The 13,393-nt window shown below is 52.1% G+C and carries 13 protein-coding genes; 9 read left to right on the top strand and 4 right to left on the bottom strand.

Annotation, left to right across the window (positions count from 1 at the left end; genetic code table 11):
• Positions 1-13: 13 nt before the first annotated feature.
• The gene (locus AC3RCL_RS24390; protein ID WP_194544203.1) at positions 14-1,408 is read right to left on the bottom strand and encodes a YheC/YheD family endospore coat-associated protein; all 1,395 of its coding nucleotides are present in this window, start codon (positions 1,406-1,408) and stop codon (positions 14-16) included.
• A gap of 137 nt (positions 1,409-1,545) precedes the next feature.
• On the opposite strand from AC3RCL_RS24390, the gene AC3RCL_RS24385 reads away from it, so the two are divergent.
• The 4 genes from AC3RCL_RS24385 (at position 1,546) to AC3RCL_RS24370 (ending at position 5,079) form a co-directional block, all read left to right on the top strand.
• Positions 1,546-2,712 carry a DUF445 domain-containing protein gene (locus tag AC3RCL_RS24385; RefSeq protein WP_220684123.1) on the top strand — a complete coding sequence of 389 codons (1,167 nt, stop codon included), beginning with the start codon at positions 1,546-1,548 and terminating at the stop codon, positions 2,710-2,712.
• 80 nt (positions 2,713-2,792) lie between these two features.
• On the top strand, positions 2,793-3,140 hold the full coding sequence (locus tag AC3RCL_RS24380; protein ID WP_071218055.1) for a YlbF/YmcA family competence regulator: 348 nt from the start codon (positions 2,793-2,795) through the stop codon (positions 3,138-3,140).
• Between the two features lie 138 nt (positions 3,141-3,278).
• Positions 3,279-3,566, top strand: coding sequence for a hypothetical protein (locus AC3RCL_RS24375; RefSeq protein ID WP_076324342.1), 288 nt, complete (start codon positions 3,279-3,281; stop codon positions 3,564-3,566).
• 178 nt (positions 3,567-3,744) lie between these two features.
• A complete protein-coding gene (locus AC3RCL_RS24370) occupies positions 3,745-5,079 on the top strand; it encodes a DRTGG domain-containing protein (RefSeq protein WP_426199234.1) in 1,335 nt (444 codons plus the stop codon).
• A gap of 82 nt (positions 5,080-5,161) precedes the next feature.
• Here the strand turns inward: AC3RCL_RS24370 and AC3RCL_RS24365 are convergent, their stop codons facing one another.
• The 3 genes from AC3RCL_RS24365 to AC3RCL_RS24355 form a co-directional block, all read right to left on the bottom strand.
• Positions 5,162-5,473 carry a YtpI family protein gene (locus AC3RCL_RS24365; RefSeq protein ID WP_194544200.1) on the bottom strand — a complete coding sequence of 104 codons (312 nt, stop codon included), beginning with the start codon at positions 5,471-5,473 and terminating at the stop codon, positions 5,162-5,164.
• A gap of 137 nt (positions 5,474-5,610) precedes the next feature.
• Positions 5,611-6,114, bottom strand: a complete 504-nt coding sequence (locus AC3RCL_RS24360; RefSeq protein ID WP_113057501.1) for a sporulation membrane protein YtrI — start codon at positions 6,112-6,114, stop codon at positions 5,611-5,613.
• Between the two features lie 3 nt (positions 6,115-6,117).
• On the bottom strand, positions 6,118-6,444 hold the full coding sequence (locus AC3RCL_RS24355) for a YtrH family sporulation protein (protein WP_071218060.1): 327 nt from the start codon (positions 6,442-6,444) through the stop codon (positions 6,118-6,120).
• 178 nt (positions 6,445-6,622) lie between these two features.
• Between AC3RCL_RS24355 and AC3RCL_RS24350 the strand changes: the two genes are divergently transcribed.
• The 5 genes from AC3RCL_RS24350 to AC3RCL_RS24330 all read left to right on the top strand — a co-directional run bounded on the left by AC3RCL_RS24350 (position 6,623) and on the right by AC3RCL_RS24330 (position 13,303).
• Positions 6,623-10,348, top strand: a complete 3,726-nt coding sequence (locus AC3RCL_RS24350) for a DNA polymerase III subunit alpha (protein WP_426199238.1) — start codon at positions 6,623-6,625, stop codon at positions 10,346-10,348.
• A gap of 146 nt (positions 10,349-10,494) precedes the next feature.
• Positions 10,495-10,989 carry a phosphatidylglycerophosphatase A family protein gene (locus AC3RCL_RS24345; protein WP_194544198.1) on the top strand — a complete coding sequence of 165 codons (495 nt, stop codon included), beginning with the start codon at positions 10,495-10,497 and terminating at the stop codon, positions 10,987-10,989.
• Positions 10,990-11,145: 156 nt separating this feature from the next.
• A complete protein-coding gene (locus AC3RCL_RS24340) occupies positions 11,146-11,334 on the top strand; it encodes a hypothetical protein (protein WP_006212044.1) in 189 nt (62 codons plus the stop codon).
• A gap of 92 nt (positions 11,335-11,426) precedes the next feature.
• A complete protein-coding gene (accD, locus tag AC3RCL_RS24335) occupies positions 11,427-12,320 on the top strand; it encodes an acetyl-CoA carboxylase, carboxyltransferase subunit beta (protein WP_071218063.1) in 894 nt (297 codons plus the stop codon).
• Positions 12,320-13,303 carry an acetyl-CoA carboxylase carboxyltransferase subunit alpha gene (locus AC3RCL_RS24330; RefSeq protein WP_194544197.1) on the top strand — a complete coding sequence of 328 codons (984 nt, stop codon included), beginning with the start codon at positions 12,320-12,322 and terminating at the stop codon, positions 13,301-13,303. The genes accD and AC3RCL_RS24330 overlap by 1 nt, the downstream gene beginning before the upstream one ends.
• The last annotated feature ends 90 nt before the right edge of the window (positions 13,304-13,393 follow it).

The raw sequence follows: 13,393 nt of genomic DNA, 5'->3' as shown, positions 1-13,393 counted from the left end.
ATGTTCTCCTTTTTTAGAACCCCGTCAAGTATTGACAGTACTGAACGAGCCGGACGGCTGACGGTCTTACTTTGGAGTCGGCATTCAGCGGTGCATTTTCACCTTTGGACGGCTTGGAGTTGACCTCCAGGAGCCAAATGCGGCCAGCCGTATCAATTGCCAAGTCAATGCCGAGCTCCCCGAAATGATAGGGAATGGCAGCCTCCAGTCCATGAGCAATATCGAGCGCCGCTTGATTCATTCGGGCGGGGGCTGTTTGTTTGGAGCTTAACGGAATACTGCTCATGGCAAGTGCGTCCTTGACGGAAGATAGCGTACCGCCTCTGGCAAGATTGGAAACAAAATGGTTTCCGCCGGCAATACGGGCCACGACCGAAGTCACTGCCCACTTGCCGTTTTTGTCTTTATGAACAAGCGCGCGAAAATCAACGTTTCGCCGGTTGATGCGGATCAAATCCAGCCCTTGCTGAATTTGATAACGCGTTTTTTTTATTTTCCCAGATAAGCTGCTGAACAGCTTTGGAAGTGAGGAGTAGGTATTCTTCTTGCTTCCTTCAAGAGAGGTGGTCATCGTTTGATATTTGCCGTTCTCTTGGCGGGATATCCGGATGATCCCTTTCCCCAGACTACCCCGCACCGGTTTCAGGAAGACCGTCCGATAAGTGGCGCACATTTTTTTGAGCGTCGGATAACCGCTGAGCAAATAGGATTCGGGCAAATATTTCTGCAGTTTCACATCAGGCCCGAGTGCCTCGAAGACATCCGATTTATCGAGAAATTTCTCGTTAAAGATTTGGGTGCCGAATCGCGATTTTACTTCTCTCATAAAATGCTGTACGCTAGGACTATTCTCCAGTTTGCGGGTAGACAGCCGGTTATTAATGACGTCCGGAGCTGGAACGCTGAGCTTTTTCCATCCCGCGTCATAAGCAATGGCTTCAAGTGTCGACGGGTTCGAACCGATCATGTCAGGTGTGAAAAAATATACATATGCGCCCTGTTTTTTGGCCGCGTTGACCATTTCCAGGCAGAAAGCTGAGATTGATCCGAAAGGTTTATCAGGTTCATCCGGTTGATATCGGCTGACCATGATCCCGATAAGCGGACCGAGCTTCAGCGTTCTTTCCGTTGGATAATATTTGACATTCATGACGGTACGAGGAAGAAGTCCCGAATGGCTGAATACCGAAGGGCTTAGGGCCAGCGAATTCGATTTTCCTCCTGAGATAACGCGGACTTCCTGCTTGAAGGAGCCAAAGGCAAGCTGTACCTTCGAATCTGTCGGGATACGGAGCTGTCTGATGAGCCGGTCACCAAGCTTGATATCGTTATCCGAAAGCTGGGCTGAGCGGATTAATTGAGTCGATATCTTGGATTTGGTGTTGGATTTGATCTTGGATTTGCGCATGATGGATCTCCTTCCGACAACAACTGGATACTTAAGTGAACAGACAAAAGACTTCATCTGATCATTGCATGTAATGCATCATATGAGGACATATATCCCTTGGTGATTGTACTGCTCGGGAAAAAGGAGTGCTGAAAATGCAGAACTGGCTGTTTATTTTGGTGAACGTGTGCGTTGCTGCTTTTGTTGGCGGCATCACGAACCACTTTGCAATAAAAATGCTGTTTCATCCCCGTGAAGAAAAAATCATCCTGGGCCGCCGCGTACCCTTCACGCCAGGGCTCATTCCAAAGCGCAAGGACGAAATAGCCGAGTCGTTGGGACGTGTGGTCTCGGATTACCTGGTGACAAGCGAGGGCTTGCAGGAGCTTATTCGAAAGCCGGTGTTTCGGGGTAAGATAGAGGACAGCCTCTATCGGAAGCTGGAGGAATGGAGCCAGTCGGAGCTGAGCTTCGGAGACTTGGCGCTTAAGGTATGGAGTTCCGAACAGTGGGAGCAATTGAAGGTCCGTGCCGAACAATCGGCCCGCCAGCTCACAGCCCGGGGTGCCGCAGCAGTATGGCACGGATACGGATTGGAGGCAAAGCCGCTGAAGGAGCTTGTTCCCGGTTGGTCCGAGGAAACGATCCAGGGCTGGAGCGGGGCTGCCGCCGATATTGTGCTGAAGGAGCTGAGGAGCACGCTGTTGTCCGCGAAGGGGCAGCTTATGCTATCGGATGTGGCTTCTTCACTCATCGATAAGGCAGGCGGATTTTTGGGGACGATGGCTTCGATCTTTGTGGATGAGGATAAACTGGTCCAGAAGCTGACGCCCATGCTGATTCAGCAGTTGGAGGGTGAGAAGATCCGCAAGACCATCACGGATATTATCTCAGGAAAGCTGTCGTATTACGGTGAGATGCCGCTGGGGAATATCATCGAACATGCCGCTGGTGAGCCGGGCCTCGCTTGGATCTCCCGCACATTGGATGACAAGCTTCCTTGGTCCAAGTGGATGAAGCAAATCGAGTCTCTTCGCGTAGGCGAGCTGATTGGACCGCGAATGCCTGCCATCGAAGCAGCTCTGCCTGGACTGCTCGATAAGGGACTGGGCTTCCTTGAGCGAAGCATCCCGGCGGCCATGAAGGCTGTAAACTTACCGCAGCTCGTTCAGGAGCAGGTGGAGAAGTTCCCGATTGAGCGGCTGGAAGAGATCATCCTGAGTGTGTCCGGCCGCGAATTCAGGGCCATCACCTGGCTTGGGGTGCTGCTGGGCGGAGTGATCGGATTGTTCCAATCCATGCTGACCATACTGTGGAGATAACAATTTTGATGGAGTAAGGATTAAGGCAAGAGGCGAATTCAAATACGGCGTTTAAGCCGAATATATTGGAGGAATTACGAATGAACATTTATGACAAGGCACATGATTTGGCAAAAGCGATGAAGGAAAGCAAGGAGGTAGAAGAAATTACCTCTGCTATGAAACTCGTGGATGCAGATCCGGAGAGCAGACGCATGCTGGATGACTTCCGACAGCGCCAGATGGAACTTCAACAGCGCATGATGTCCGGCGATATGCCGGCACAGGACGAAATGGAGAAGATGGAGAAGCAGTTTGAGGTGCTGAGCCTGAACCTGAACATCCGCCGCTTGTTCGACGCTGAGCGCCGTCTGAGTGTCATCATCGAAGACGTGAACAAGATTATATCGGATAGTCTTCAGCATCTGTATGGTCCAGCCCAACCCTAGACGTTCCCTTTTTTAAGGCTGCGGACAATAAACATCAACACAAATTCGGTACATTTTTAAAAACTTGTCTCATAAATTGCGCAAGCTCCTCATAGAGTAGAAATATAGATTTCAGAGAGTAGAGGAGCTGCGTTTACAATGAAAAAAAAGAAGAACAAGTTTAAACACACCGCTTACTTATTGGTTGCACTCGGCATGTTGATATACGCCCTTCCCAGCATTTCTTTCTCTGGCGGGTTCTCATGGGTTTCGCTGTTCGGTGCAGTCTGGGCAGGATTTGCCCTGCTTGTGATCGGTTCGCATCTCTATTACCTTATCGGTGTAGATGAAGCGAAACAGAAAGCGCTCGATGAGATCCGCAAGGAGAAATTGCGTCAATGGGAATTGAAATGGCCGGAGGAACAGAAGAGCCAAGAAGCCAATTAAGCGTTGGATCACAGCGAGAGCTGTGACGAACAAAAACCTCCCTTTAAGGGGTACGGTTGGATCGCCCATCCGTTAACCTTCAGGGGAGGTTTTTTTGTGTCTGACGGGTATGGGAGCTTCATAGGACGTGATATAATAGATACAGTATGGTACAGATAGTGTTCTGGGGGTGTAACAGTTGGACGTTCGAGATGATACGATTACCAAACACGAGCAATTGGTTCAGCATATTGAAAGTTTGAAGGTTGGAAGCAAAATCTCGGTACGACGGTTGGCCAAAGAGATGGGCGTCAGCGAGGGAACCGCTTATCGGGCGGTAAAGGAAGCGGAAAGCCTGGGCATCGTGGTCACGAAGGAACGGATCGGCACGGTTCGTGTGGAACGGAAGCCGCGTAACATATCCGAGCAGCTTACGTTTGCCGATGTCGTTGAAATTGTGGAAGGGCATGTGCTTGGCGGTGCGGAAGGGCTTAATAAAAGCCTGCATAAATACGTGATTGGCGCCATGAAAGTGGAGGCGATGATTCGATATATCGATGCCGGAAGCCTCATGATTGTCGGTAACCGCGAAGATGCCCATTCCCTGGCACTCGAGCAGGGGGCGGGCGTGTTGATTACGGGCGGTTTCGGAACCAGCCGGGAAGTGAAACAGCTGGCAGACCAGCTGCATCTGCCCATTATATCGTCCAGGCATGACACGTTTACCGTCGCCTCCATGATTAACCGCGCCATTTTTGACCGATTAATCAAGAAGAAAATTATGCTGGTGGAGGATATCGCTCATGATAAGCCGAAGAATCACCAGTTGAAAAACTCCGTCACCGTTCGGGAATTCAAACGGATTTCACAGGCGACCGGGCAAATCCGGTATCCGGTAACAGACGAATGGAACCGGGTCATCGGCATCGTCGGGGTTCGGGATGTGGAAGGGCTCGCCGAAACTCAGCCGATCGAGAAAGCGATGACCCGCAATCCGGTAACGGCAAGCATGAAAACGTCGCTCGCATCTGCGGCGCAGATTATGATGTGGGAAGGGATCGATTTTCTTCCGATTGTGGATCGGAACCGCAAGCTGCTTGCAACGGTTACTCGTAAAGAAGTGTTAGGAGCACTGCGGGATGCGCGAAACCAGCCTCAGCTTGGCGAGACGTTTGATCAGCTGATCTGGAATGGGATTGCAGAGGATCGGGATGAGGAAGGGCGTTTGTTCTTTCACGGTTTTATCACGCCCCAAATGGCTTCAGAACTTGGAACGATTTCGCAAGGGGTGCTCACGACCGTCATGAGCCAAGCTGCGGTTAAAGCGGCCAAGGATATTAGCGGCTGGGATCATGTGCTGGACCATCTGTCGACGTATTTCATCCGGCCCGTGCAGATCGAGGATCCGATCGTCATTATGCCAAAATTGCTGGAGATCAGCCGCCGTACCTGCAAGATGGAGATCGAGATCCAGCATCAGACAAACCTGATTGCAAAAGCGGTCATGACGATGCAGGCGATCGATCACGGCTAACGTTAAACTCCGGACAAAATAAAGGGGCATCCCGCAGGTCTTCATGGACCTTGCGGGATGCCCCTGTTCCGTTCAATTTATTTTAGCTGGCCGTTCTTGAATTCTTCAGTCTGCTGTAATAGGTGCGGCTTCTTATGCCGGCAAATATATTAAATGCGCCAAGCACCAAGAACACGGCTTCTACAATGACAGCCGGCGTGGAGCCGCTGAACAGAAACATGCAGACCAGCGAAAGGGAAACCAGCATAATGCCCATACAGAGGTTCATCATGGACATATAGATGCCGCGGTCCGCGGGATCCGCTACTCGGCGTGCGCGAATGCTATAGAGCGCGGCAGCTACGACGGACAGGACGAGGATAATGTACAGGATATAGTGGATGACGGTTATCATGGAATGGAAGGCTCCTTCATATTCGGTAACATGCTCGCAATGTGGTGTTCATGTGCTGCTTCGTGATCTAAAGATGACTTTTTGAACAAACTCTAAAAGCATGTTAGATTCGATCATTTACAATAGTATGTATTGTATCATGATCCGGTTGACTTTGCATCCACATGATCAACGCTAACCCAGATTTGCAGCACGCCTTCCATGACGAGCATGGTCTTGATTTGGACCTTGTAATCTTTCTCGCGGACGGTATAAATTTTGTCGCTGAGGAGTGAGCGCGTCAGCTTGCTGTCTGCGTCGATATCAAACACGTTGCGGCCGCGAAGGGCAGCCAGATCTTCGCTCATAAGCCTGACGAGCTCTTTGATGATGACGGGATCCAGCGGAACCCTGTCGTTTTGTTCGCTGCGGATCTTGATTTCCTTGATGACCGTGGATTGTTTATTGTATTTTTTTAACGACTCGATATCTTCTTCGTATTGCGTTATTTTGAGCTGCTGCTCCTGATTCGTTAACCATAATTTATTGTAGGCTGCATGATAAACCGAATTGTAGACGATGCTGCCGACAACCATTCCCAGCACGAAGATGGATGCGATCTGATAGAAGGGGCGGAAGCGGTGGGCTGGAGGTACGCGCATCATTCAGCTCCGGCTGAAGCACACCCATTTGACCAGCTCGCTGCCCATATGTGCTCCAAGAAATGCAAAACCCAGATATAAAACCTGCTTGATGGCAGGGGATAAATTCCCGTCAAGCACGTTGCTTTCAATGACCCGCATCGGATCAATGGTGCCCCCGATCGCGGCCGCAAGAGCCCATATTTTAATCCGGTCGGCCACTTCAACCATGGTCAGGGTCGGGGGCTGCAGGGACAGCACGGCGCCCACGCCTCCCACCATGGCTCCCCCCAGCACGATGCCGAAGGCTATAAAAAAGTCCAGGATCGCTTTGGATAAAAAAACGCTCATGCCCTCATGTCTCCTTTCTACTCTCGGTGGATGTTATGGCAAACGCCTGTCCACGTACTCCCTAGTTTCATTCTATGGGCGGGCCTAGCGGGATTATGATAAAATGGTATAAAGACTTTTTCAGATATTTCTGGATGGATTTCAAATATACATGTACCGGCGAAAGGAAGGCGTTACGATGAGCTCTTTCGTGCATTTGCACGTGCATAGTGAATACAGTTTGCTCGATGGAGCGGCACGTATCGGTGACCTGGTGCGGGAAGCGGCGGCGCTTGGCATGAAATCGCTGGCCCTGACGGATCATGGCGTGATGTATGGTGCCATTCCGTTCTATAAAGCCTGCCTGGCGCAAGGCATCAAACCGATTATCGGCTGCGAGGCCTATATCACGGCAGGCTCCCGCAAGGAGCGGGGAAGCCGCAAGGATCAGCCGATCTATCATTTGATTCTGCTTGCCAAGAATGAGACCGGCTATCGCAATTTGATGAAGCTGTGCTCGATCGGGCATTTGGAGGGGTACCATTACAGACCCCGAATCGATATGGAGGCGCTGGCCGCCCATCATGAAGGCATCATATGTCTCAGCGCTTGCTTGGGCGGCGAGGTTCCCCAGCATCTGCTTCACGGACGCGAAGCGGAAGCGAAAGCTGCCGCGCTTCGTTATCAGGCGATTTTTGGAGAAGACTACTATCTGGAGCTGCAGGATCACGGAATTCCGGAGCAGAAACGCGTGAATCCCCAGCTGATTCAGCTTAGCCGTGAGACCGGCATTCCGCTGGTTGCGACCAACGATGTGCATTATCTGACCGAGAGCGATGCCGAGGTACAGGACGTCCTGATCTGCATCGGCACGGGAAAGACGGTCGAAGATGAGGATAGGCTGCAGATCCAGACGAATCAGCTCTATTTGAAGAGCGGCAGCGACATGGAGCGATTATACCCCCATGTGCCTGAAGCTATATTGAATACGGCTAAGATTGCGGACCAATGCAACCTGGAGCTGGAATTCGGCAAGTCGATTTTGCCGGAATACAGCTCGCTCCCGGAAGGGAAGAATGCAGCCGAATACCTGCGGGAGCTCTGTTTGAACGGTCTGCAAGAACGTTACGGGAATACGGAGCGGTGGCAGGATGAAGCAGAGCGCAGCGAGCTGGAGCAGCGACTGAACTATGAGCTCGGCGTCATCGAGAACATGGGCTTCAGCGATTATTTCCTGATCGTATGGGACTTTATCGCCTATGCCCACCGGCAAGGCATCGCGGTTGGACCGGGCCGGGGTTCATCGGCGGGCAGCCTGGTGGCCTACACCCTTCAGATTACGAATGTGGACCCGATGAAATATAAATTGTTGTTTGAACGCTTCCTGAATCCGGAGCGGATAACGATGCCGGATATTGATATCGACTTCAGTGACGAGCGCCGGGAAGAGGTCATTGATTATGTGGTGGATAAATACGGGAAAGAGCATGTCGCCCAGATTATTACGTTCGGTACGATGGCGGCAAGGGCGGCCGTCCGAGATGTTGGACGTGCGCTGAATGTGCCGTTCGGGGATGTGGACAAGGCGGCCAAGCTGATCCCTAACCATCTGGGCATCAGCATCGCGGGAGCGATGGAGCAAAGCCCGCAGCTGAAGGAGCAGTACGAGACGAAGCCGAAGGTGCGCGAGCTGATCGATATGGCGATGAAGGTTGAGGGCATGCCCCGTCATGCTTCGACGCATGCAGCAGGCATTGTCATTTCCCGCGATCCGCTGACGGATGCGGTTCCGCTGCAGGAAGGGAGCGAGAAGACGGCGCTGACGCAGTATTCCATGGAGAATCTGGAGAGCGTGGGCCTGCTCAAGATGGATTTTTTGGGTCTGCGGACGTTATCCATCATAGAGCGTACCCTGAGATGGATTCAAGAATTGACCGGCAGAACACTCGATTTCGAACAAGTGCCGGATGACGATCATCTGACGTATGAGATGCTGGGACGCGGCGATACCACGGGCGTATTTCAGCTTGAATCCGCGGGCATCCGGCGGGTGCTGAAGGATCTGAAACCTTCGGTGTTTGAGGATATCGTATCCGTGAATGCCTTGTACCGTCCGGGTCCCATGGAGTTTATTCCGAAGTTCATTCAAGCCAAGCACGGCCGGATTGAGCCGGAGTATCCCCATTCGGACCTGATCCCGATATTAGGCGATACGTACGGCATTATCGTCTATCAGGAGCAGATCATGCAGATCGCTTCGACGATGGCCGGCTTCTCGCTCGGGGAAGCGGATTTGCTGCGAAGAGCGGTGTCGAAGAAGAAGCGCGAAGTACTGGACCGGGAGCGGAGCCATTTCGTTTCAGGCAGTCTCAAGCTCGGTTATAGCGAGGATGAGGCCAACCGCGTGTACGATATGATCGTCCGGTTCGCGAACTACGGATTTCCCCGTGCGCATGCCGCCGCTTACGGCGTGCTGGCCTTCCAGACGGCTTATCTTAAGGCGCACTATCCGGTTCCGTTCATGGCTTCCATGCTGACGGCCGTTATGGGCAGCCACCGGAAGGTGGCCGAATACGTGCTGGAGGCACGGCGCCTCGACATCGAGGTCATGCCGCCGGACGTCAACGAAAGCGGAACGTATTTTACCCCGGTCATGAGCGGTTCTGCTGCCGAGGGCGGTGATGATGAAGGCCAACGTCCGGCCGGAGGCGGAATCCGATTCGGGCTAGCCGCGATCAAGAACGTAGGCACGCAGGCAGTGGAGAATATCGTCGAGATCAGGCGTGAAAAGCCGTTTGAAAGCCTGCTCGATTTTTGCCGCCGGGTAGACCTCCGCGTATGCAACAAGCGCGTGATCGAGTCGCTTATCCAGGCAGGGGCTTTTGATTCCTTGCAGGGACACCGTTCCCAGCTGGTTGCCATGCTGGACGAAACGGTCGAAGCGGCCGTGAAGTGGAGAAAGGAACGGGATGATCTCCAGATTCAGCTCTTCGACTTCGTGGAAACCACGAATTGGGACATCGAATATCCGGACATCCCGCCATATACCACAAGTCAGCAGCTCGAATTCGAACGCGAGCTGCTGGGCATGTATTTGTCCGGCCATCCGCTGGACGGCTTCGAAGATGCGCTGACGGAGTCCGGAGCTGATCGGTTAATGGATCTCCATGAATCGGAAGATGAATCGATGGCTACGGTTGCCGGTATGGTGGTTACACTGAAGACCATTACGACGAAACAGGGAAAGGCGATGGCCTTCATGGAGTGCGAGGATCAAATTGAGCGCTGTGAGGTCGTTCTCTTTCCTGAAGTGTGGAAGCGAAGCGCGCATCTGATTGAAAAAGGCGCGCTGCTGGCGATCCGCGCGAAGGTTCAGCTGCAGGACGAAGGCTTTAAGCTGCTGGCCGAAGAAATCGCGCCGCTTGAGCCGCAAACCTTGAGTCAACTGGTTCACCGGAGCAAGGTTCGGGGAGCAGCGGGCGGCAGAGGAAGATCCGGCGGAGAGAATACCGGCCGTAGTGGTAAATCGGGCGCCGGCATCCAGCCGGTTTCGGCCGGTAATCCATCGACAGTCCAGACTCCGGAGCGGCTTGCCGCCCGGAGTGGACAGGATTCGACCTCTATCCGAAACGAGGCGTCGGGTGGCAGCCTATCGCCCGAGAAGGAATCTCGTACCGTCGTATCGAATCATAAGGCTGAGCAGCGTGTGTTTGTGAAAATAACGGCCGATGCGGAGCAATCGGAGCTGCTGGTGAAGCTGAAAGAGCTCCTGCAGCAGCATCCGGGGCATGTGCAAACGGTGCTGTTTTATGAGCGAAGCCAGAAGGTGCTTGCGCTTAGCGAAGCCTATCGAATCAAGCCTTCCACAGAGCTTTTTGCCGAAATGGAAAGCATGCTGGGCAAGGACACCGTTAAAGTGAAGTAACATGAAAATTTAAGAACGTTTCGCATCCCTCCCGCATACAATTAGGACACTACAGGTAATGTTGGCCGAGTACTCGCATGAAGAAGGCTCTTTCATGATAGAGAAGGATTGAAAGAGCGCGGCCAAAGACGCGGGGGGGATTTGTGATGTCAATGGACTTGGCAGAGAGCATGCTCAGCCGCAGAGGAGTCAGCGTAAGCTCCATCGCGGATATTGTGTTGAAGCTTCAACAGCGTTATCATCCGAAGTTAACCATCGAGCAGTGTGAAGAAAGCGTCCGGGCCGTTCTCGGCAAGCGCGAAGTGCAGTATACGCTGTATACAGGCATTGCGCTGGATGAGTTGGCCGAGAAGAAGCTGCTGCCGGAGCCGCTGCAATCGATTATGGAGCAAGACGAACCGCTTTACGGAGTGGATGAGACCATGGCGCTTGGCGTCACGAGCATTTATGGCATGATAGGACTGACCAGTTTCGGTTACCTGGACAAGGAAAAAATGGGTGTAATCGAGATATTAAATGAAAAGTCGGACGGGATCCATGTGTTTCTGGATGATCTCGTTGCAGGCATCGCCGCTGCCGCTTCCTCGCGCATCGCGCATAACAATCCTGATGCGGCGCATTATACCGCGGGTTCTGACTGATTTGCGCGAGCGGTGTCGAATGGCTGCCTGAGGGTATAGATTTGGCTTTCAGCCCCCTGCTCTCTTTGTTGAGGTAAAAACTGAAGTATGTTATCATTATCCATTATATCGGCTCAGGATATGCCTGTGGGACGAGATTAGGGGGATCTGAAAGGCATGTGGACGGTAATCTATATTGCGCCAACTGCAAAGGTGGCGGAAATGATCAAGACCAGGCTAACGGAAGAAGGTTTTTTGGTTCAAAGCCGTCCTGTGAATCTTTCCAAACAGCAGTTTGAGATTTTGGTACCCTCCGGAGAGCTAGAGGAAGTACAGGAAGTGTTGAATTCGATATTGCACCCCTAGTTTCATCTGGGTTACATAGCGAAGCTTAGCGTACGGATCGGCGATGTGCTATTGCGGCGGCCATTCAAATTTACGGCTGGAGAGGTGTAGTTGTGTTTAAAGACTTGTTTCAGAAAAAAAGGAAATACGCAACGATCCCATCGGAACGACTTGGGACAGCAGGGCAGCCTCAGGAAGGCGAACGCCCGAAACGGGAAATTCCGGAAGGTCTGATGAATAAGTGTGCTAAGTGCGGCACCATTCAATACAGCAAAGAGCTTGAGAAGAATCTGAAAGTGTGTCAGGAATGCGGACATCATATGCGCCTGAACGCGGTAGAACGGATTGCCATGACGCTGGATGAGACAGGCTTTGAAGAGTTTGATGCGGATATGATCTCGGTGGATCCGCTCAAGTTTCCGGGATATGCGGCCAAGCTCGAGCAGCAGAAGATGAAATCCGGTCTTCATGATGCGGTTATTACCGGTCAAGGGTCGATTCTCGGCCAGCCTGTTGTAGTAGCTGTCATGAGTTTTGATTTCTTCACGGGAAGCATGGGCTCCGTCGTCGGGGAAAAAATTACCCGAGCGATCGAGTTTGCGACGGACAAGCGTTTACCGCTCATTATTTTCTCCACCTCCGGCGGCGCCCGGATGCAGGAGAGCATTCTCAGTTTGATGCAGATGGCCAAAACAAGCGCAGCCTTGTCCAGGTTTAACGAGCTCGGCGGCCTCTATATTTCAGTGATAACGGATCCGACGACCGGCGGTGTATCCGCCAGCTTTGCGACGCTTGGCGATATCAATATTGCCGAGCCGGGAGCCGTATTCGGTTTTGCGGGCCGTATCGTTATTGAACAGACCATTCGCCAGAAGCTGCCGGATGATTTCCAGACAGCGGAGTTCAACTTGGCGCATGGTCAGCTTGACATGGTTATTCATCGGAAAGATATGCGCTCCATGCTTGGTAAGCTGCTGGAGATGCATACCGTGAAAGGGGGATTCTGATGTCAGGCGAATTGCCTTTTGAAATGCCACTTGCCGAAATGCGCAAGAAGATCGATGAATTGAAACAATTCGGACAGGAAAAAGGGATCGATTTCACGGATGAAATCGCCCGCCTGGAAGAACGATATAGTCGCTTGGAGGAAGAAATCTATTCTTCGATTTCGCCTTCCCAGAAAATGCATCTGGCCCGTCATCAGCAGCGACCGACGTCGCTTGATTTGATCCAGCTGATCTTTACGGATTTTATCGAGCTGCATGGAGATCGTCTCTACGGGGACGATCTTGCCGTTGTCGGTGGCTTGGCCAAACTTGACGGTGTTCCCGTCACGGTGGTCGGTCAGCAGCGCGGTAAGGATACGAAAGACAATATTGCGCGTTTCTTCGGAAGTCCGCATCCGGAAGGCTTCCGTAAAGCCCTGCGGCTTATGCAGCAGGCGAACAAGTTCAAGCGTCCTATTATCACGTTTATTGATACAAAAGGCGCATATCCGGGTAATACAGCAGAAGAAAGAGGTCAGTCCGAGGCGATTGCTCGTAATCTACGGGAAATGTCGTCCCTTGGGGTGCCTATTGTTTGTGTGGTCATCGGCGAAGGTGGAAGCGGCGGTGCTCTTGCGATGGCTGTAGGCAATCGTGTCCTGATGCTTGAGCATGCTATCTACTCTGCCATTTCACCGAACGGCGCCGCATCCATTCTGTGGAAGGACGCATCCAAAGCGGATCAGGCTGCGGAAGCCATGAAGATCACTGCTAAGGACCTGCTCGAGATGGAAGTCATTGAGGAAATTATACCGGAGCCTAAGGGCGGTGCGCACCGAAACTATGAAGAGACGGCCGCCGCGATTCAAAGCGCACTGATCAGCCAGCTGAAAGAACTATCCGTTATGGATGCCTGCGAGCTGAAGGAAGACCGGTACCGCAAATTCCGCAAGATCGGCGAATTCGATTTTGCGAAAGCGGAACAGGAAGACGTGATTATGTAAAAGTTCTGATGAGTATGTGACGATATGACAAAGTTCCTATACAAATTAGACTTTTTGTAGTAGATTTAGTTGTTGGAAAAAGAGATATAG

It is taken from the genome of Paenibacillus sp. MT86 (assembly GCF_058792535.1).
The sequence above is the reverse complement of the archived record's forward strand: the minus strand, read 5'-3'. Positions and strand labels throughout refer to the sequence as shown.

Coding starts and splice junctions, on each gene's coding strand:
- AC3RCL_RS24375 (WP_076324342.1), top strand. CDS start 3,279: ATGAAAAAAAAGAAGAACAAGTTTAAACACACCGCTTACTTATTGGTT.
- AC3RCL_RS24380 (WP_071218055.1), top strand. CDS start 2,793: ATGAACATTTATGACAAGGCACATGATTTGGCAAAAGCGATGAAGGAA.
- AC3RCL_RS24345 (WP_194544198.1), top strand. CDS start 10,495: ATGTCAATGGACTTGGCAGAGAGCATGCTCAGCCGCAGAGGAGTCAGC.
- AC3RCL_RS24385 (WP_220684123.1), top strand. CDS start 1,546: ATGCAGAACTGGCTGTTTATTTTGGTGAACGTGTGCGTTGCTGCTTTT.
- AC3RCL_RS24365 (WP_194544200.1), bottom strand. CDS start 5,473: ATGATAACCGTCATCCACTATATCCTGTACATTATCCTCGTCCTGTCC.
- AC3RCL_RS24360 (WP_113057501.1), bottom strand. CDS start 6,114: ATGCGCGTACCTCCAGCCCACCGCTTCCGCCCCTTCTATCAGATCGCA.
- AC3RCL_RS24350 (WP_426199238.1), top strand. CDS start 6,623: ATGAGCTCTTTCGTGCATTTGCACGTGCATAGTGAATACAGTTTGCTC.
- AC3RCL_RS24340 (WP_006212044.1), top strand. CDS start 11,146: ATGTGGACGGTAATCTATATTGCGCCAACTGCAAAGGTGGCGGAAATG.
- AC3RCL_RS24390 (WP_194544203.1), bottom strand. CDS start 1,408: ATGCGCAAATCCAAGATCAAATCCAACACCAAATCCAAGATATCGACT.
- AC3RCL_RS24330 (WP_194544197.1), top strand. CDS start 12,320: ATGTCAGGCGAATTGCCTTTTGAAATGCCACTTGCCGAAATGCGCAAG.
- AC3RCL_RS24355 (WP_071218060.1), bottom strand. CDS start 6,444: ATGAGCGTTTTTTTATCCAAAGCGATCCTGGACTTTTTTATAGCCTTC.